This is a genomic window from Arthrobacter zhaoxinii (genome assembly GCF_024385505.1).
Lineage (GTDB): Bacteria > Actinomycetota > Actinomycetes > Actinomycetales > Micrococcaceae > Arthrobacter_B > Arthrobacter_B zhaoxinii.
The window spans coordinates 1-19225 of the sequence record NZ_JANFLT010000001.1 but is presented as its reverse complement, the minus strand read 5'-3'; the positions used below and the strand labels follow the sequence as shown (position 1 = coordinate 19225).

The window sequence follows — 19225 nt, the reverse complement described above, 5'->3', positions numbered from 1 at the left end:
TCGGGAAGCCCGGCCCCGCTCCGTGCCAGAACTTCATCTGCCGTTCACAGGCCGTAACAAGAGCTGCGGATGTCCGTCATAAGGGCGAACACTGACGGCTTAAGTCCTACGATCAACCCATGAGCGGAGACAACACACCGGACATCAAACCCCGCAGCCGAGTAGTCACGGACGGCATACACGCGGCTCCTGCCCGCGGCATGTTCCGCGCCGTGGGGATGGGCGACGACGACTTTGCCAAGCCGCAGATCGGAGTCGCGAGTTCCTGGAACGAGATCACTCCCTGCAACCTTTCCCTGAACCGCCTCGCCACCGGTGCCAAGGAAGGCATCCACGCGGGCGGCGGCTTCCCCATGCAGTTCGGCACCATTTCCGTCTCGGACGGTATTTCCATGGGCCACGAGGGCATGCACTTCTCCCTGGTGTCCCGCGAAGTGATTGCGGACTCGGTGGAGACGGTGATGATGGCCGAACGCCTGGACGGCTCGGTGCTGCTGGCCGGCTGTGACAAGTCCCTGCCCGGCATGCTGATGGCGGCCGCGCGCCTGGACCTGGCCAGCGTCTTCCTCTACGCCGGATCGATCATGCCCGGCTTCGCCAAAATGGAGGACGGCAGCGAACGGGAAGTCACCCTGATCGACGCCTTCGAAGCCGTGGGCGCCTGCGCCGCCGGCAAGATGAGCCTGAAGGACCTGGACTCGATTGAGCGGGCCATCTGTCCGGGCGAAGGTGCCTGCGGCGGGATGTACACCGCCAACACCATGGCCTGCATCGGTGAAGCCCTGGGCATGTCGCTGCCGGGCTCGGCCGCCCCGCCCTCCGCCGACCGGCGCCGCGACGAGTTCGCCCGCAAGTCCGGCGAGGCAGTGGTCAACCTGCTGCGCAAGGGCATCACCGCCCGGGACATCATGACCAAGAAGGCCTTCGAAAACGCCATTGCCGTGACCATGGCCTTCGGCGGGTCCACCAACGCCGTGCTGCACCTGCTCGCCATCGCCCGCGAAGCCGAAGTGGACCTCACCCTCGAGGACTTCAACCGGATCGGCGACACCATCCCGCACCTCGGCGACCTGAAGCCGTTCGGCCGCTACGTCATGTTCGACGTCGACAAGATCGGCGGCGTGCCCGTCATCATGAAGGCCCTGCTCGACGCCGGCCTGATCCACGGCGACTGCCTCACCGTCACCGGCAAGACCGTGGCGGAGAACCTGGCCGCCATCAACCCGCCGGACCCCGACGGGAAGGTCCTGCGCGCCATGGACAACCCCATCCACAAGACCGGCGGTATCACCATCCTGCACGGCTCGATGGCCCCGGAGGGCGCCGTCGTAAAGAGTGCAGGCTTCGACGCCGACATCTTTGAAGGCACCGCCCGTGTCTTTGAGCGTGAACAGGGTGCCCTCGATGCCCTCGACGCCGGAGAAATCCACGCCGGCGACGTCGTCGTCATCCGCTACGAAGGCCCCAAGGGCGGACCGGGAATGCGCGAAATGCTCGCCATCACCGGCGCCATCAAGGGCGCCGGCTTGGGCAAGGACGTCCTGCTGCTCACTGACGGCCGGTTCTCCGGCGGCACCACGGGCCTATGCATCGGCCACGTGGCACCCGAAGCGGTCGACGGCGGCCCCATCGCCTTTGTGAAGGACGGTGACAGGATCCGCGTGGACATCGCCGCGCGCAGCTTCGACCTGCTGGTGGAGCCGGAGGAGCTGGAAGCCCGCAGAATCGGCTGGCAGCCGCTGCCCGGAAAATTCACCACCGGGGTCCTGGGCAAGTACACCAAACTGGTCAACTCCGCGTCCACCGGGGCCTACTGCGGCTGATAGGCCTCCCCCAGGCGGAAGGCTCCGGAGTGCCTTCCGCCCAGGGGTGCCCCAGTCCACATAATGAGACTGACGTCTCAGGTAATTGACACCCCTGTAGGGGAACGCGAGACTGAACGGTATGCAGATCGTACCCGTCGTCCTTATCAAGCGCGTGGCGTAACAGCCCGACTTGTCTAAGACGTTACGCGCGAACCCCTACGGAGCCCACAGGCACGAGGGGTTTTTTTATTGGCATCGTCAGTTTTGGCTTCGCTGAACACAGAAGCCGTACCGGGCACCACCCGGGCCGGCCGTCGCATGACCGCATTGACCATGGATTAGCATCCGCAAAGGAAGTTCCGATGAGTAAGGGATCGCCAATCAGCCCTTCGCTGATGGCCTCAAAGGCACACGCCGCTGCACGCGCGGCGGCCGCCAAAACCAAGGACGTAGCCGGTTCCGCGTCTGCCTCCACCGCCGCGGATGAGCGTATCCAGGGGCCCAACAACCTTGTTCCGCCCACCGAGATGACCGGCTCGCAGGCCATTGTCCGCTCGCTTGAGGAACTCGGCGTCGACGAAGTCTTCGGACTTCCCGGCGGCGCCATCCTGCCCACCTATGATCCGCTGATGGACTCCACGAAGATCCGCCACATCCTGGTGCGCCATGAGCAGGGCGCCGGCCACGCAGCCGAGGGCTACGCCATGGTGACCGGACGCGCCGGTGTCTGCATCGTGACGTCGGGGCCCGGTGCCACCAACCTCGTCACCGCTATTGCCGACGCCCACATGGACTCCGTCCCGATGGTTGCCATCACCGGGCAGGTCTCCAGCGCCTTCATCGGCTCCGACGCCTTCCAGGAAGCCGACATCGTGGGCATCACGATGCCCATCACCAAGCACTCCTACCTGGTGACGGATGCCGCCGACATTCCCCGCGTGCTGGCCGAGGCCTTCCATATTGCGACGTCGGGACGGCCCGGTCCGGTCCTCGTCGACATTGCCAAGGACGCGCAGCAGGCAAAGACCACTTTCTCCTGGCCGCCGAAGATCGATCTGCAGGGCTACCGGACCGTGGTCCGCGGACATTCCAAGCAGGTGCGCGAAGCTGCCCGCCTCATCGCGGCCGCACACCGGCCGGTGTTCTACGTGGGCGGCGGCGTGCTCAAAGCCAACGCATCCGCCGAACTCCTCGAGCTGGCCGAACTGGTGGGCGCTCCGGTGGTCACGACCCTGATGGCCCGCGGCGTTTTCCCCGACTCGCACCAGCAGCACGTCGGCATGCCGGGCATGCACGGCTCGGTATCCGCAGTGACCGCCCTGCAGCAGTCCGACCTGCTGATCACGCTCGGCGCCCGCTTCGATGACCGGGTGACCGGCGTGTTGAGCTCCTTCGCGCCCGCCGCCAAGGTCATCCACGCGGACATCGACCCGGCGGAGATCTCCAAGAACCGTCCGGCGGATGTGCCGATTGTCGGCTCGGTGAAGGAAATCATGCCCGAGCTGGCCGACGCCGTGCGCGGACAGTTCGAAACCGGGAAACCGGACATCTCCGCGTGGTGGGCCGTGCTGGACCGGCTGCGCGAAACCTACCCCATCGGCTACGCCACTCCCGAAGACGGGCTGATTGCCCCGCAGAAGGTCATCGAGCGCATCGGTGCGATGACCGGACCCGAAGGCGTGTACGTGGCCGGCGTGGGCCAGCACCAGATGTGGTCCGCCCAGTTCATCAAGTACGAACGCCCGCGGGCCTGGTTGAACTCCGGCGGCCTGGGCACCATGGGCTATTCGGTGCCGGCGGCCATGGGCGCCAAGGTCGGCGCACCGGACCGGGTGGTCTGGGCCATCGACGGCGACGGCTGCTTCCAGATGACCAACCAGGAACTGGCCACCTGCCTGATCAACAACATCCCGATCAAGGTCGCCATCATCAACAACTCCTCGCTGGGCATGGTCCGGCAGTGGCAGACCCTCTTCTACGAGTCCCGCTACTCCAACACGGACCTCAACACCGGGCATGACACCGTGCGGATCCCGGACTTCGTGAAGCTCGCCGAAGCGTACGGCTGCGTGGGGCTGCGCTGCGAACGCGACGAGGACATTGACGCGACCATCGCGCAGGCACTGGAGATCAATGACCGGCCCGTCGTCATCGACTTCGTGGTCAGCCGCGACTCCATGGTGTGGCCGATGGTCCCCACCGGTGTCAGCAACGACCTGATCCAGATTGCCCGCAACATGACTCCCACCTGGGAAGAGGAGGACTAGGACATGGCCCGCCACACCCTTTCCGTGCTGGTAGAAGATGTTCCCGGCGTGCTCACCCGTGTCGCCTCGCTGTTTGCCCGCCGGGCCTTCAACATCAACTCCCTGGCTGTGGGCCCCTCGGAGGTGCCGGGCATGTCCCGCATCACCGTGGTGGTCGACGCCGAGGGTGACCTGCTCGAACAGGTCACCAAACAGCTGAACAAGCTCGTCAACGTCATCAAGATTGTCGAGCTGGTTCCCGATTCCTCCGTGCAGCGGGACCACATCCTGGTCAAGGTCCGCGCGGACGCCGCAACACGGCTGCAGGTAACCCAGGCAGCCGAGCTGTTCCGCGCCTCGATAGTGGACGTCTCCACCGACTCAGTCATCGTCGAGGCAACCGGAACCGCCGAGAAGCTCACCGCACTGCTTGCAGTGCTTGAGCCCTTCGGCATCCGCGAAATAGTCCAATCCGGAACCCTGGCCGTTGCCCGCGGCTCAAAATCCATGAGTGACCGCGCGCTGCGCAGCGCCTGAGTTCCCACCACCGACCCTTGTCCTCAGAAACCAGTAGGAGATAACCAAAGTGACTGACATGTATTACGACGACGACGCAGACCTGTCGATCATCCAGGGCCGTACCGTCGCCGTCATCGGCTACGGCAGCCAGGGCCACGCCCACGCGCTCAGCCTGCGTGATTCCGGCGTCGACGTCCGCGTGGGCCTCAAGGAAGGCTCCGCCTCCCGCGCCAAGGCCGAGGCCGAGGGACTGCGGGTGCTGAACGTGGCGGATGCCGTCGCCGAAGCGGACCTGATCATGGTCCTGACCCCGGACCAGGTCCAGCGTTTCGTGTACGCGGAGGAGATTGCCCCGAACCTGCAGGCCGGCGACGCCCTGTTCTTCGGCCACGGCTTCAACATCCGCTACGGCTACATCAAGCCGCCGGCCGATGTCGACGTCGCCCTCGTGGCGCCCAAGGGCCCCGGCCACATTGTGCGGCGCGAATTCGAAGCCGGCCGCGGGGTGCCGGACCTGATCGCCGTCGAGCAGAATGCTTCCGGCACCGCCAAGGAACTGGCCCTGTCCTACGCCAAGGCCATCGGCGGCACCCGCGCCGGCGTCATCGAAACCACCTTCACCGAAGAAACCGAAACGGACCTCTTCGGCGAGCAGGCAGTGCTCTGCGGCGGTGCCTCGCAGCTGATCCAGTACGGCTTCGAAACCCTCACCGAGGCCGGTTACCAGCCGGAGGTCGCGTACTTCGAGGTGCTGCACGAGCTGAAGCTCATTGTTGACCTGATGGTCGAGGGCGGCATCGCCAAGCAGCGCTGGAGCGTTTCCGACACCGCGGAATACGGCGACTACGTTTCCGGCCCGCGCGTCATTGACGAGCACGTGAAGGAAAACATGAAGGCCGTCCTGGCCGACATCCAGAACGGTGCCTTCGCCAAGCGCTTCATCGACGACCAGGACGCCGGTGCACCGGAATTCAAGGCGCTGCGCAAGAAGGGCGAGGAACACCCCATCGAGGGCACCGGCCGCGAACTGCGCAAGCTCTTCTCCTGGATCAAGAACGACGACGATTACACCGAGGGCTCGGTAGCCCGCTAACCGGACCGTAACGTCCGGCGCCGATTCGACCGGCCCGCGCACCTGCGCGATAAGCTCGAAAAGCAAGCCGAATCGGCAAGGAGGCCGGGCCCGCGGGTCCGGCCTCCTGCGCGAAAAGCCCCAGTACATCCAAAGTGAAGAGGTCACCGGTGTCTGCCACCAAACCAGTCGTACTCCTTGCGGAGGAACTCTCGCCCGCCACTGTTGAGGCCCTGGGCCCCGACTTTGACATCCGTACCACGGACGGCGCCGACCGCTCCCAGCTCCTGTCCGCGATTGCCGACGTCGACGCCATCCTCGTGCGCTCCGCCACGCAGGTGGACGCGGAAGCCATCGCCGCAGCGAAGAACCTCAAGGTCATTGCCCGGGCCGGCGTGGGCCTGGACAACGTGGACATCAAGGCCGCCACCCACGCGGGCGTGATGGTGGTCAACGCGCCGACGTCGAACATCATCTCCGCGGCCGAACTGACGGTGGGCCACATCGTGTCCCTGGCCCGGAATATCCCGCAGGCCAGCGCCGCCCTGAAGAACGGCGAATGGAAGCGCTCCAAGTACAGCGGCACCGAACTGTTCGAAAAGAAGATCGGCATCATCGGGCTGGGCCGCATCGGCGCTTTGGTGGCCGCACGCATGCAGGGCTTCGGCACCGAGATCCTCGCCTATGACCCGTACGTCACCTCCGCCCGCGCTGCGCAGCTGAACGTCCGGCTGGTGTCCCTGGATGAGCTGCTGGCGGAGTCCGACTTCGTCACCATCCACATGCCCAAGACCCCGGAAACGCTGGGGATGCTCGGCGCCGAGGCGTTCGAGAAGATGAAGGACACCGCCTACGTGGTGAACGTGGCCCGCGGCGGCCTCGTGGATGAAGCAGCCCTGTTCGAGGCGCTGCAGGCAGGAAAGATCGCCGGCGCCGGCGTCGACGTATTCGTGAAGGAACCCAGCACCGACCTGCCCTTCTTCGCCCTGGACAACGTGGTGGTGACCCCGCACCTGGGCGCCTCTACCGCCGAAGCCCAGGAAAAGGCCGGTATCTCGGTCGCGAAGTCCGTCCGCCTGGCCCTGGCCGGGGAACTGGTGCCCGACGCCGTGAACGTGGCAGGCGGCGTCATCGCCGAGGACGTCCGCCCGGGCATCCCGCTGATCGAAAAGCTGGGCCGGATCTTCACTGCCCTGGCCTCGGACTCAGTGACCGCCATCGACATCGAGGTAGCCGGAGAAATTGCCGCCCTCGACGTAAAGGCCCTGGAACTGGCAGCGCTGAAGGGCATCTTCACCGACATCGTGTCGGAGCAGGTCTCCTACGTGAATGCTCCGGTCCTGGCTGAGCAGCGCGGCATCGAGGTCCGGCTGCTGACCACTCCGGATGTGGACGACTACCGAAACCTGCTCACCATCCGCGGCGCCCTGTCCGACGGCACCCGGCTGGAGGTTTCCGGCACCCTCACCGGCCCGAAGCAGATCCAGAAGCTCGTGGGCGTGAACGGGTACGACCTGGAAATCCCCATCAGCGAGCACCTCATTGTGCTGATCTACCAGGACCGTCCCGGCGTCATCGGCGCCCTGGGCCGGGTCCTGGGTGAAAAGGACATCAACATTGCCGGCATGCAGGTGGCCCGCAACTCCGAGGGCGGCCAGGCCCTGTCCCTGCTGACCGTGGACTCCTCGGTGCCGCAGGACGTGCTGGAAGCGCTGAAGGTCGAAATCGGTGCCACCGTGGCCCGGGAAGTGGACCTGCAGGACTAGCAGGAACACGCCGCCGATCAGTCCGCCGATCCGGCGCCGGTTTCCGCAACAGCGGGGCCGGCGCCGTCGCAGTGCGACACCGGCGGGCAAAACAGGGTAATTTTCTTATGTGACTTCTTCCGATTCCAAGACCCCGTTCTACATCACCACGGCCATCTCCTACCCGAACGGCGAACCCCACATCGGGCACGCCTACGAGCACATCGCCACCGACGCCATGGCCCGCTTCAAGCGCCTCGACGGCTACGACGTGTTCTTTATGACGGGCACGGACGAGCACGGCCTGAAGATGCAGCAGTCCGCGGATAAGGAAGGCGTTACCGCCAAGGAACTCGCGGACCGCAACTCAGCCGCCTTTCTGCAGATGGAAGCGGACATGGGAACCTCCTATGACCGCTTCATCCGCACCACCGACGCGGACCACTACGCCGCCGCGCAGGCCATCTGGAAGCGGATGGAGGAGAACGGCGACATCTACCTCTCCAAGTACGCCGGCTGGTACTCCGTCCGGGACGAGGCCTACTACACCGAAGACGAAACCGAAGTCCGCGAGGACGGTGTCCGCTACTCCAAGGAGACGGACACCGAGGTGACCTGGACGGAAGAGGAAAGCTACTTCTTCCGTCTCTCCGCCTACCAGGACCGGCTGCTGGCCCTGTACGAGTCCCAGCCGGACTTCGCCGCGCCGCGCTCGCGGTTCAACGAAGTCATCAGCTTCGTCAAGGGCGGCCTGGAAGACCTCTCCATTTCCCGCACCACCTTTGACTGGGGTGTCCCGGTGCCGGGCAACCCGGACCACGTGATGTACGTCTGGGTGGACGCCCTGACCAACTACCTCACCGGCGTCGGCTTCCCCGATACGGAGAGCGAAGCCTTTAAGAAGTACTGGCCGGCCGATGTGCACGTGATCGGCAAGGACATCTCCCGTTTCCACGCCATCTTCTGGCCGGCATTCCTGATGTCCGCGAAGCTGGAACTGCCGAAGCGCATCATGATCCACGGCTTCCTGCACAACAAGGGCGTCAAGATGTCCAAGTCCCTGGGCAACGTGGTGGCGCCGAAAGCATGGGCCGAACAGTACGGGCTGGACTCGGTCCGGTTCTTCCTGCTGCGCGAAGTACCCTTCGGCGCGGACGGCTCCTACAACCACGACGCCGTCGTCGGCCGGATGAACTCCGACCTCGCCAACAACCTGGGCAACCTCGCCCAGCGTTCGCTGTCCATGGTGGCCAAGAACTGCGGCGCGGCGGTACCGCAGCCCGGGGCGTTCGCCCCCGAGGACACTGCGCTGCTGGAAGCGGCCGGGAACCTGCTGCAGCTTTCCCGCGAGGCCTACGACGTCCAGGATTTCCACGGCGCACTGGAAGCCACGTGGAAGGTCCTCGGCGACACCAACGCCTACTTCGCCGACCAGGCACCGTGGGTGCTGCGGAAGACCGACGTCGAGCGCATGTCCACCGTGCTCTACGTGACGCTGGAGGTGCTGCGCATCGTGGCGATCCTGATCCAGCCGGTCATGCCCCAGAGCGCGGGTAAGCTGCTTACTGTCCTGGGCCAGCCCGACGGCGATGCCCGCCTGTTCAGCGCCATCGGCACCCCGCTGGTGCCGGGCACCGAACTGCCGGCCCCGGCGCCTATCTTCCCGAAGTACGAAGAACCGGCCGAATAGGCCCGGCAGCAAAAAACACCCCCGGCAGACTGCCGGGGGTGTTTTTGGATCCTGCGGAGGTCAGACGGATTCGGCTGAGCCGAGGAACCGCTGCGCGGCCGTCCGTTCCATCACGCCGGCGACTTCTTCCTGCTGACGCCGGGCGGTTTCGGTGAGCTCCTGCAGGCGGGCCGTGTTGAACCGGTGATCCGTGGCGGACAGCACCAGCAGGGTCCGCCACAGGGATTCCTTCATCCGCACCAGGGACTGCAGGGATTCCAGTTCCAGCTGCCCCGTGGCGCCGCCGCCGGTGCTGAGCGGATTGAGCGGTCCCAGCTTTCCGGCTGCCGCGCCCACCATGGCGGCCGCAGCCTTGACCTTGCTGCGCGAATAACCCAGCGCGTGGATCAGGGATTCCAGTTCGTCGCGTTCGTCCGAGATTTCCTCCGCGAGCCGGGCGAAGGTTTCCTCATAGGGAGATCCTTCCCAGGTGCGCTGCGCGGCGGTGAAAAGGCGGACGCCCGTCTCTGCCCCGACCAGATGGTCGTCCAGGTAGGCGGCCAATGATTCGTGTTCCGTCTGGGACTGCTGCATGTGCTCTCCTCACGTTGTCCGGATGTATCTCGTAGTGCCGGCTGAAATCAGCCTGCTTAGTAATTCATCCTGTTCAGTATCCTTGCAGATCCGCGCCCGGACCGCGAGGAGCTAGTCCGCGGCCAGGCCTGCCACGGGGGAGAGCCGGGCCGCACGCCGGGCCGGAAGCACGGACGCCCCCAGACCCGCCAGGATCGCTACGGCCAGGACAGCAGTCAACTGCAGCCAGGGGAGCGACGGCGCGACGGCAGCGAAGGCCCCCAGCGCTGATTCCACCCCCAGCCAGCCGTAGAGCGACCCCAGCACGCTGCCCATCAGGGCCGCCACGCCGGCAATCAGCACGGCTTCGAGCGCGAGCATGCCGCGCAGTTGGCCGCGGGTGAGACCGAGGGCGCGCAGCAGCGAGGATTCCCGGGTGCGTTCCAGTACGGAGAGGGAGAGTGTGTTGGCCACACCCACCAGGGCAATAACCACTGCCACTCCCAGCAGGCCGGTAACCACCAGAAGCAGAACGTCGATGACCTGTTCATAGGCCCCCCGCTCGATGGCCGAACCCGAGACGGCGTAGTCCTCCACGTCCACCGCCGCGGCGAGGTCGGTGCGCAGGTCCATCAGCTCGTTGGTGTTCAGGCCGTCCACAACGGACAGCCACAGCTCCGGCTGCGGAATGTAGGTGTCCGCCGTTGCGGCGGGCAGGCCGCCGAGGGTTTCGGCGGTCCGGGCAGTGATCAGCGGCTGCAGCGCCTGGCTTTCCGAAACCACAACCTTCAGCTCGACGCTCCCGGAAGCCCCCTGCACCGTGACCGTCTTGTCTGCGGTTCCCTTCGGCATCAGGATGATGCCGTCATCCAGTTCCAATGCGGAGTCCCGCACTACCTTCGCGGCGTCCTCAGGGGTCAGGGCATAAACACCGTACGGTCCGTTTTCGGTCTCGGCCATTCCGGCCGAAGGTACCAGCACAGCTTCCCGCACACCCTCCACGGCACGCGCTGCGTCGGCATCGGCCGAGGTGAACGGCGACTTGTCGGTGGCGCCGCTGATGCTGACATCCACCGGGTACCCGGCGGCCAGCACGCCGTCCAGGGAAGTCCGGACGGTTGCCGCACCGGTCATCATCATGGTGACCAGGGTGACGCCGATCAGCAGGGCCGAGGACGTGGCGGAGGTGCGCTGGGGGTTGCGGACGGCGTTGAGTGCCGCCAGTTTGCCCGGCACTCCCAGAGGCGCAGCAATCCTGCCGACGGTACGGACCAGGAAAGGAACAAAGAGGGTGGCGCACATCAGCACACCGATGAAGCTGAGCATGCCGCCGGGCAAAGCCACGAGCAGGTTATTCGTTGCCGTGCCGACGGCCAGCAGGGCGGCACCGGCAGCCAGCAGCACCATGCCGATGGACAGGCGGACCCGGCCGCGTTTTGTGCCGGCGCGGACGTCGTCGGCGGGACGCAGGGCTGCCAAAGGCGCGACGGCCGTTGCAGCGCGTGCCGGAACCAATGCTGCCAGCACTGTCATCGCGACGCCCACCACCAGGCCGACCATCACAGCCAGCGGGGAGACCGCCAGCGTCGCGAAGCCGCTCTCCGGGATGGTTTTCAGATAAGCGATAATTCCGCCCATCAGTGCGACGGCCGCAAGGACTCCCGCAATCGAGGCCACGATGCCCACAACCAGCGCTTCCACAATGACGGCGCGGCGGATCTGTGAGCGGGCTGCACCAATGCACCGAAGCAGGGCGAGTTCGCGGGTGCGTTGGGCCACCAATACCGAGAAGGTATTGGAGACCACCAGGGCGCAGACCAACAGGGCCACGGCAGCGAAGGCGAGCAGGATGGTGGTGAGGATGTCCTTCCCGCCGGTCATGGAAGCAACCATTTCGTCTGTCTGCTCCTGCGCGGTCCGGACGGAGACACCTGCCATACCGCTGACGTCTTCCTGCAGTGCCGCGCGGACGTCTTCCAGCGCGGCCCCGTCTGCCAGTGCCACCTGGATACTCCTGAAACCGGTCTCCGGTTCGGCGAACCCATCCACCGCGGCAGAGGTCGAATACAGCTGCGGGGTGCCCATGGCCTGGGGGTCGTTGGAGTCGGAAACCAGTGCCGTGACTGTGAACTCCGCCGTCTGCTGTTCACCCGTCGGGTCAGCGATAAAGGAGGTGAGGGGCAAGACCGATCCCTCTGACAGCTCGTGGAGCTCGGCCGTCTGCTTGTCCACGGCTAATTCGTTGTCGGCAGCGGGCAGCGTGCCCTGCAGCACTTCCACGGGGAAGAGATCCGCGTAGTCGGAGGTGTTGGCCAGCTGGGCGAAAACGTTGTCCCGGCCCTCGCCGAAAGTGACGTAGGCCTGCCGGGCCGCATAGACACCGTCGACGCCGGGGGTGTCCCGGACCAGGGCGGCGGTGTCTTCATCCAATACGGCCGAGTCCGCGCTGTACATATCGCTGGTGACAAGCAGATCGGCGTTCCGGTATGCCTCGCCGACGCTCTGCGTCAGCGAGGCCTTGGACGAGGAATTGATGATGAGGGTTGCGGTGAGGAAGCCGACGGCAATCAGCACCGCCAGGGAAACGGCGATGAACCGCCGGGCATTCAGGCGCACCTGCGCCAAGGCTACCTGCAGCATGTTTACGCCCCCAGCTGGGTGAGGGCGGCGAGCACGGATTCGGGAGTCGGCTGCGCCAGTTCCCCGACCAGCTCGCCGTCGTTCATCAGGACCACGCGGTCCGCGTAGGAAGCAGCCACGGGGTCGTGGGTGACCATGATGATGCTCTGGCCGAACTCTTTGGTGGAGCGGCGAAGGAGTGAGAGCACTTCGGCACCGGACCTGGAGTCCAGGTTGCCGGTGGGTTCATCGCCGAAGAGCACGTGCGGGCGGGTCAGCAGGGCACGGGCCACGGCCACGCGCTGCTGCTGTCCGCCGGAAAGCTCATGCGGGCGGTGCCGGAGCCGGTCCCGGAGGCCGAGGGTCTCCGTGATGAAGTCCAGCCATTCGCGGTCCACGGTGCCGTTGGCCAGGGACACCGGCAGCGTAATGTTCTGCTCCGCGGTCAGTGTGGGCACCAGGTTGAAGGACTGGAAAACGAACCCGACGCTGTCGCGGCGCAGGCGGGTGAGCTCGGCGTCCTTCAGCCCGGTGATTTCGGTCCCGCCTACCCAGATGCGTCCCGAGTCGGTGGTGTCCAGGCCTGCGAGGCAGTGCATCAAGGTGGATTTGCCGGAGCCGGAGGGGCCCATGATGGCGGTGAAGGTCCCGGTTTCGAAGCTGACGTCCACGTCCTTCAGCGCATGGACGCGGGTGTCGCCGGTTCCGTACGTCTTGTTCAGGAGCTGGGCGGCGGCGGCGAGACGCGGTTTTCCGGCGCCGGCCGCAGGGGAATGCTGTGCAAGTGATGTCATACCGCCAGAGTATGGACCAGCCAGGGGTGCCCACATCGGAGGGCGGACGGGTCTTTTCCTCCGTGTCTCATACCGTGGGTGGAAGCGGCCCGGCCAGCCGGTAGGACTCCTGGAGCAGCTCGGACAGTTCATCCGGAGGCAGATGCTCCAGCCGGGCCAGGAGGAGCAGCGGGGACCGGTCGTGGTGCGGCGTCCAATAGAATAGGTCCGGCTGCAGCCCCGCCAGCGCCTCGCGTTCGGCGCTCTTCACGGTCAGGACGTTGTCCTCCCACATCCGTGCCATCAGGGTACGGGCGAACCAGGCTGGCTGCTTCCAGCTGAGGCGTTCCGTCACGCCGGGGAGGGAGAGGCAGATGGAGCGGACGTCGTCGACGGTCACCATGTCCCTAGGGTGCGACAATCCCCGTCTCGTAGGCAATGACCACGGCCTGCACCCGGTCCCGGGCCTCCAGCTTGGCCAGGATATGGCCCACGTGGGTTTTCACGGTGGCTTCGGACAGGTACAGCTTCGCCGCTATCTCCGGATTGGACAGGCCCTGCGCAATCAGGGTGAATACCTCGTGTTCGCGCGGGGTCAGGGAGGCGACGGCGTCGGCGTGCCGGCTGCCCGGGGCGCCGGCCGGGCGCAGCAGGGGAGCGACGTGCTCCAGCAGCCGGCGCGTGGTGGAGGGAGCGATGACGGCGTCCCCGCGGTACACCGTCCGGATGGCCTCCAGCAGTTCCTCAGGTGGTGCGTCCTTGAGCAGGAAACCGCTGGCGCCGGCGTGGATGGCGGAGAGCGCGTATTCGTCCAGGTCGAAGGTGGTCAGGACTACGACCTTCGGCCCGCCGCCGCTGCTTCCGTCCAGGATCCGGGCTGTGGCTTCGATGCCGTCCATCCCGGGCATACGCACGTCCATGAGGACGACGTCGGCGGACACGGCTGCCAGCGCTGCCAGGGCCTCGCGTCCGTTGCCGGCTTCGGCAACAACCCTGAGGTCCGGCTGGGAATTGATCAGCATCCGGAAGCCGCCGCGTACCAGCTGCTGGTCATCAACGAGGAGTACCCGGATAGGTTCCGCGGGCTGGGCGGACGGGTCGGACGCTGCTGTCCAGGGGGAATCCGGCACTGGTGCTAGGCCTCCGTGTAGGGAATGAATGCTTTAACGCGGAATCCTCCGCCGACCGCAGGGGCGGCCGTCAACGTTCCATCGTAGAGGGACAGCCGCTCGGCCATGCCCTTGATGCCCTGCCCGGCGCCGTCGTCGTGCAGGGCCGAGGCCGCGCCCAGACCGTTGTCATTGACGCCGAGTTCCAGGCCCGCCGACGTCCACTGCAGGGCTATCTTGGCGCTCGCATCCGGTCCTGCGTGTTTGAGCACGTTCGTGAGGGATTCCTGGATCACGCGGTAGGCGGTCAGCTCCGCACCGGGCGGCAGGGGGCGCCGCGGCGTGCCCGTGACGCTGAAGGCGGCTTCCAATCCGCTGCGCTTGACCGTGCCCAGTAGTTCCTCGACGTCGGCCAGGGAAGGGAGGGGACGGGTGGAGGCGGCTTCGTCGCCGCGCAGGACGCCGAGCAGGCGGCGCATCTCCCGCAGGGAACTGCGGCCGGTTTCCGCAATGACTCCCAGAGTCTTCGGCGCGATATCCGGGTCCGCTGCGCTCGCATACCGGGCGCCGTCGGCCTGGGTGATGATCACCGAGAGTGAGTGCGCCACGATGTCATGCATTTCGCGGGCAATGTGGCTGCGTTCATCGGCGGCGGCGAGCTCACGTTCCTGCTGGTGTTCCACTTCGAGCCGGTGTGCGCGGTCCTCGAGGGCCTGCACGGCCAGCCGCCGGGTGCGGGTCAGGTCGCCGAATGTCCACGCCACCAGGACCACCGCTTCGATGGCGACGAGGTCGATGAAGGCGATGACGGAAATGCTCGCCCCGGCGATGTCGGGGAAGATGTACCGGAGCAAAAAGAGTGCCCCGCCGACGACGGCCAGGGCCAGGCCGGCAATACTCGCCCAGCGAGGGGCGAAGGCGGCCAGGGAGTACACGGTGACCAGCACGAAGATGTCTGCCGGCAGGCCGGTGACCGGGACCAGGAAGAGCTGGAGGACGCAGGCGGCGGCCTGGACGGCGGCTGCCGCCACCGGGCGGCTGCGGCGCCAGCCGAGGCTCATGCAGATGGCCGCAGAGAGGACGAACTCGACGTATTGTCCGCCGCGCGTGAGCAGGAAGGGGACGGCGAAGATGAGCGTGGCAGCGATTGCCTGCCAGAAGTTCACTTTCCCGGAGTTCGCCTGCAGCCAGGCATAGAGTCGTCGGTGCACAAGCATGGAACCAAACTTTAGGGGTGTTCGGGCGTCCGCGCGTCATACTGCGGGTTGAATTCCCGGGGCGGCCATCCCGGATGTCCACGATGCGGGACGGGTTGCCCGGTATCTGGACCGACTTCCTAGGATGGGCAGCATGAGCGACGAAACACCCCGAACTATTTCCCTGGCCGTCATCCCCGGAGACGGGATCGGCCCCGAAGTCACCGCCGAAGCCGTAAAGGTGCTGCTGGCGGTTACGGGTTCCAGCCCCGTCGAGTTTGATCTGACAGAGTATCCGCTGGGGGCGGAGCACTGGCTGGCAACCGGGGAGACCCTTCCGGAAAAAACCCTGGAAGCACTCAAGGGACACGACGCCATCCTGTTCGGTGCCGTAGGTGCGGCACCCGGAGACACCCAGATCCCTTCCGGGCTGATCGAACGGGAACTGCTGCTGAAGCTGCGCTTCAGCCTGGACCATTACGTCAACCTGCGGCCCTCGCGTCTCTATCCGGGCGTCGACAGCCCGCTTGCTGCACCCGGCGACGTCGACTTCATCGTGGTCCGGGAGGGAACCGAAGGTCCCTACGCCGGAAACGGAGGAGTGCTGCGGGAAGGCACCCCGCAGGAAATCGCCACCGAGGTATCCCTGAACACTGCGTACGGCGTGGAACGAGTGGTGCGCGACGCCTTCGTCCGGGCCGCCGCCCGGCCGCGCCGCCATGTGACCCTGGTCCACAAGCACAACGTCCTGGTGAACGCCGGCCGGCTCTGGAAGCGCACGGTGGAGAAGATGGCGCAGGAGTTCCCCGACATCACCCATGACTATCTGCACGTAGACGCAGCGACCATCTTTATGGTGAGCGATCCGTCACGCTTCGACGTGATTGTCACCGACAATCTGTTCGGAGACATCATTACGGATCTTGCCGCGGCGATCACCGGCGGGATCGGTCTGGCGGCCTCCGGAAACATCAACATGGACCACACCTTCCCCTCGATGTTCGAGCCGGTCCACGGGTCAGCTCCCGATATTGCCGGGCAGCAAAAGGCCGATCCCACCGCAGCCATCCTTTCGGCGGCGCTTCTGCTTCGACACCTGGGCTTGGACGAAGAAGCCGGCCGGGTGGAGTCCGCGGTAGCCGAGGATCTTGCCGGCAGGGACGGAACGCGGCGTACCACCGCTGAGGTCGGCAATGCCATCGCCGCCGCGGTGTCATAAGCTCGTTCATAGCCAACAAGTAGTCATAGAACGGGTTTTTGCCGTTCACAGTGGAGGAATCATGACCGTCAGCGCACTGGAATTTTCCCAGGAGCTTTCCACCAATCCCAAGCCCGCCGCCGAGCGCGCAGCCATCCTGGCGAACCCCGGGTTCGGCGACTACTTCACCGACCACACCGCCGTCATTGACTGGAAGGCGGGGGAGTCCGGGGAGCAGGAGTGGCAGAACGCCCGCATCGAGCCCTACGGCCCCATCTCCATTGATCCGGCCGCCGGAGTGCTTCATTACGGCCAGGAGATTTTCGAGGGCCTGAAGGTCTACCGCCACGCAGACGGCTCGGTGGTGAGTTTCCGTCCGGAGGCCAACGCTGCCCGCCTGAACCTCTCGGCCCGCCGGCTTGCCCTGCCGGAGCTGCCCGAGGAGCTCTTCATGGAGTCCATCCGCCGGCTGGTGGCACTGGACCAGGACTGGATCCCGGACGGCGAAGGCGCTGCCCTGTACCTGCGCCCGTTCATGATCGCCACCGAGGCGTTCCTGGGTGTCCGCCCGGCCCGTGAAGTGTCCTACCGGGTCATTGCGTCCCCGGCCGGAAACTACTTCGGCGGGGAACTGAAGCCCGTATCCATCTGGCTCTCCACCAAGTACGCCCGCGCAGGCCGCGGCGGCACCGGGGAAGCCAAGTGCGGAGGCAACTACGCGGCGTCGCTCATTGCCCAGATGGAAGGCGAAGCGAACGGCTGCAAGCAGGTACTGTTCCTGGACGAATTCAATGACAACGCCGTTGAAGAACTCGGCGGCATGAATGTCTTCTTCGTCTTCAAGGACGGCCGCCTGGTCACCCCCGCACTGTCCGGCACCATCCTGCACGGCATCACCCGCTCTTCGGTGCTGCAGCTGGGCCGCGACCGCGGCATGGATGTCCAGGAACGCAAGATCACCCTGGACGAATGGCGCGACGGCATTGCCTCCGGTGACATCACCGAGGTGTTCGCCTGCGGCACGGCCGCCGTCATCACTCCGATCGGCCAGCTGAAGACCGAGGACGAGGTCATCGGCTCGGCCGACGCCAAGCCCGGCGAAGTGACCATGTCCATCCGCGAGCAGCTGCTCGGCATCCAGACCGGCACCGTGGAGGATACCCACGGCTGGCTGACCCGACTGGCCTAGGCAGATCATGTCCATGCTTCCGGAATCCGGACTGGTCCGCAGCAGTGACCTGACCCGCGTACGGCTCGCGCCGAACCCGGGTCCCATGTCGCTGGACGGGACCAACAGCTACGTTGTGGCTGCGCCCGGATCCGGAAGCACGGTGGTGGTAGACCCGGGGCCCGAGGATGAAGGGCACCTGCAGGCCCTGGCGGATGCCGGAACCGTGGAGCTGGTCCTCATCACGCACCGGCACTGGGACCATACGGAGGCCAGCCGGCGGTTCGCAGAACTAACCGGGGCGCCGGTGCGGGCGTTCGATCCCACCTACTGCGTGGCGGGGGTGCCCCTGAGGGCCGATGAGGAAATCTCCGCGGCCGGCGTGACCATCCGTGTGCTGGCAGCACCGGGCCACACCTCGGATTCGGTCTGCTTCTGGCTTCCCGACGACGGCCCCAACGGTTCCATTCTCACGGGGGACACCATCCTGGGCCGGGGGACCACCGTGCTGGATTACCCGGACGGAACCCTCGGCGATTATCTGGACACCCTGGACAGGCTCTCCGAACTGGGCCCGGCCACGGTCCTTCCCGGCCACGGCCCGGTCCAGCCGGACCTCAGCTCCCTGGTCCTGACCTACCGGGACCACCGCGAAGAGCGGCTGGAACAGATCCGGGCAGCGTTGGCACAGACCGGACCCCACGCCGGGTCCGCCGAGATAGCCGATCTGGTCTATTCAGATGTACCGGCAAACGTCCGTTCCGCCGCCGAGCTGTCGGTGGGCGCGCAGCTGGCGTATCTCCGCGGCGAGGGTTAGGGACGCTCAACCCGCACTACGGGAAATCTGTGACGAGGACAACCGGCGGCGGGCTTGCATCGAGGATGCGGGGGAGTCCTAAAATGGACTTATCGGCCGCCGGGCGGGGATTGGAAAAAGGGTCCCGAAGCCTGTGCGGCGGATCACCTCGATCCGGTTTGCTAGGACCGGAACCGATGTGTAAAGTTGCATGAGTCGCCGCGGCCGGGACGCTGGAAAAGCGCCCGAGCATGGCGGCCAAACCCCAACAAAAAACAGAGTCCAACCAGTGCGTGCCCTTCGCAGGGCCGATGGAAAAGACTCCGGTTGATGCTGGGTCCGGAACGGCGGAGAACGCTTTTCACGGGGTCCCGACGAGGGAAACCGCGAATTGCAAATAACGCCGGAATGAAATAAGATATAAAACCTGCAGCGAAGAAGAAAAGGAAAACATTGTTTTCCCGAGTATTTTCGGATTGCGTCTGTTGTTTGAGAACTCAATAGTGTGCCAAGTTTATTGATACCAATTTATTTATATTGATTGGTTGAACAGGCCGTTTCCGCCCACCCCGTGGGTATGGGACGGTTTTTTTAGCCGGTTTCGAATTTCGTGCAGGACGGTCGACCAATTTTCCTTGGTCCCCGGTCTGTGTCTGTAACACATTTACGGAGAGTTTGATCCTGGCTCAGGATGAACGCTGGCGGCGTGCTTAACACATGCAAGTCGAACGATGACT

The 19225-nt window shown here is 65.5% G+C and carries 15 protein-coding genes and 1 rRNA gene; 10 read left to right on the top strand and 6 right to left on the bottom strand.

Features of this window, described 5'->3' with window-relative positions; all coding sequences use genetic code 11:
- The first annotated feature begins 119 nt into the window (after positions 1-119).
- From ilvD to metG, 6 genes are all read left to right on the top strand, one after another.
- The gene (gene ilvD / locus NNX37_RS00080; protein WP_255789853.1) at positions 120-1823 is read left to right on the top strand and encodes a dihydroxy-acid dehydratase; all 1704 of its coding nucleotides are present in this window, start codon (positions 120-122) and stop codon (positions 1821-1823) included.
- Between the two features lie 344 nt (positions 1824-2167).
- Positions 2168-4072, top strand: coding sequence for an acetolactate synthase large subunit (locus tag NNX37_RS00075; RefSeq protein ID WP_255789852.1), 1905 nt, complete (start codon positions 2168-2170; stop codon positions 4070-4072).
- 3 nt (positions 4073-4075) lie between these two features.
- Positions 4076-4588 carry an acetolactate synthase small subunit gene (gene ilvN, locus NNX37_RS00070; protein WP_255789851.1) on the top strand — a complete coding sequence of 171 codons (513 nt, stop codon included), beginning with the start codon at positions 4076-4078 and terminating at the stop codon, positions 4586-4588.
- A gap of 49 nt (positions 4589-4637) precedes the next feature.
- Positions 4638-5663: a ketol-acid reductoisomerase gene (gene ilvC, locus NNX37_RS00065; protein ID WP_255789849.1), complete on the top strand. Its 1026-nt coding sequence runs from the start codon at positions 4638-4640 to the stop codon at positions 5661-5663.
- A gap of 149 nt (positions 5664-5812) precedes the next feature.
- Entirely contained in the window at positions 5813-7408 is a 1596-nt protein-coding gene (gene serA, locus NNX37_RS00060) for a phosphoglycerate dehydrogenase (RefSeq protein WP_255789846.1), read from the top strand.
- 109 nt (positions 7409-7517) lie between these two features.
- Positions 7518-9077, top strand: coding sequence for a methionine--tRNA ligase (gene metG, locus NNX37_RS00055; RefSeq protein ID WP_255789845.1), 1560 nt, complete (start codon positions 7518-7520; stop codon positions 9075-9077).
- A 60-nt stretch (positions 9078-9137) separates the two neighbouring features.
- Here metG and NNX37_RS00050 read toward each other — a convergent pair whose 3' ends face one another.
- The 6 genes from NNX37_RS00050 to NNX37_RS00025 all read right to left on the bottom strand — a co-directional run bounded on the left by NNX37_RS00050 (position 9138) and on the right by NNX37_RS00025 (position 15347).
- A complete protein-coding gene (locus tag NNX37_RS00050; protein ID WP_255789844.1) occupies positions 9138-9650 on the bottom strand; it encodes a hypothetical protein in 513 nt (170 codons plus the stop codon).
- 111 nt (positions 9651-9761) lie between these two features.
- Positions 9762-12269 carry an ABC transporter permease gene (locus tag NNX37_RS00045; RefSeq protein WP_255789843.1) on the bottom strand — a complete coding sequence of 836 codons (2508 nt, stop codon included), beginning with the start codon at positions 12267-12269 and terminating at the stop codon, positions 9762-9764.
- Between the two features lie 2 nt (positions 12270-12271).
- Positions 12272-13042: an ABC transporter ATP-binding protein gene (locus tag NNX37_RS00040; protein ID WP_255789841.1), complete on the bottom strand. Its 771-nt coding sequence runs from the start codon at positions 13040-13042 to the stop codon at positions 12272-12274.
- Between the two features lie 67 nt (positions 13043-13109).
- Complete coding sequence (locus tag NNX37_RS00035) at positions 13110-13424, bottom strand: MmcQ/YjbR family DNA-binding protein (protein WP_255789840.1); 315 nt, start codon at positions 13422-13424, stop codon at positions 13110-13112.
- Between the two features lie 4 nt (positions 13425-13428).
- Positions 13429-14151 (bottom strand): response regulator, encoded by a 723-nt coding sequence (locus tag NNX37_RS00030; RefSeq protein ID WP_255789839.1) that lies wholly within the window; start codon positions 14149-14151, stop codon positions 13429-13431.
- Between the two features lie 5 nt (positions 14152-14156).
- Positions 14157-15347, bottom strand: coding sequence for a sensor histidine kinase (locus tag NNX37_RS00025; RefSeq protein ID WP_255789838.1), 1191 nt, complete (start codon positions 15345-15347; stop codon positions 14157-14159).
- Between the two features lie 133 nt (positions 15348-15480).
- Here NNX37_RS00025 and NNX37_RS00020 point away from each other — a divergent pair, with 133 nt between their 5' ends.
- The 4 genes from NNX37_RS00020 to NNX37_RS00005 all read left to right on the top strand — a co-directional run.
- Entirely contained in the window at positions 15481-16545 is a 1065-nt protein-coding gene (locus NNX37_RS00020) for a 3-isopropylmalate dehydrogenase (RefSeq protein ID WP_255789837.1), read from the top strand.
- Positions 16546-16606: 61 nt separating this feature from the next.
- Positions 16607-17713 carry a branched-chain amino acid aminotransferase gene (locus tag NNX37_RS00015; RefSeq protein ID WP_255789836.1) on the top strand — a complete coding sequence of 369 codons (1107 nt, stop codon included), beginning with the start codon at positions 16607-16609 and terminating at the stop codon, positions 17711-17713.
- 7 nt (positions 17714-17720) lie between these two features.
- Positions 17721-18509, top strand: coding sequence for an MBL fold metallo-hydrolase (locus NNX37_RS00010; protein ID WP_255789835.1), 789 nt, complete (start codon positions 17721-17723; stop codon positions 18507-18509).
- A 642-nt stretch (positions 18510-19151) separates the two neighbouring features.
- Positions 19152-19225, top strand: a 16S ribosomal RNA gene (locus tag NNX37_RS00005); the annotation flags it as partial.

Excerpts from the sequence above, each read along its gene's own strand:
- ilvD (WP_255789853.1), top strand. The coding sequence starts at position 120 with ATGAGCGGAGACAACACACCGGACATCAAACCCCGCAGCCGAGTAGTC.
- NNX37_RS00075 (WP_255789852.1), top strand. The coding sequence starts at position 2,168 with ATGAGTAAGGGATCGCCAATCAGCCCTTCGCTGATGGCCTCAAAGGCA.
- ilvN (WP_255789851.1), top strand. The coding sequence starts at position 4,076 with ATGGCCCGCCACACCCTTTCCGTGCTGGTAGAAGATGTTCCCGGCGTG.
- NNX37_RS00050 (WP_255789844.1), bottom strand. The coding sequence starts at position 9,650 with ATGCAGCAGTCCCAGACGGAACACGAATCATTGGCCGCCTACCTGGAC.
- NNX37_RS00045 (WP_255789843.1), bottom strand. The coding sequence starts at position 12,269 with ATGCTGCAGGTAGCCTTGGCGCAGGTGCGCCTGAATGCCCGGCGGTTC.
- NNX37_RS00040 (WP_255789841.1), bottom strand. The coding sequence starts at position 13,042 with ATGACATCACTTGCACAGCATTCCCCTGCGGCCGGCGCCGGAAAACCG.
- NNX37_RS00035 (WP_255789840.1), bottom strand. The coding sequence starts at position 13,424 with ATGGTGACCGTCGACGACGTCCGCTCCATCTGCCTCTCCCTCCCCGGC.
- NNX37_RS00025 (WP_255789838.1), bottom strand. The coding sequence starts at position 15,347 with ATGCTTGTGCACCGACGACTCTATGCCTGGCTGCAGGCGAACTCCGGG.
- NNX37_RS00020 (WP_255789837.1), top strand. The coding sequence starts at position 15,481 with ATGAGCGACGAAACACCCCGAACTATTTCCCTGGCCGTCATCCCCGGA.
- NNX37_RS00015 (WP_255789836.1), top strand. The coding sequence starts at position 16,607 with ATGACCGTCAGCGCACTGGAATTTTCCCAGGAGCTTTCCACCAATCCC.
- NNX37_RS00010 (WP_255789835.1), top strand. The coding sequence starts at position 17,721 with ATGTCCATGCTTCCGGAATCCGGACTGGTCCGCAGCAGTGACCTGACC.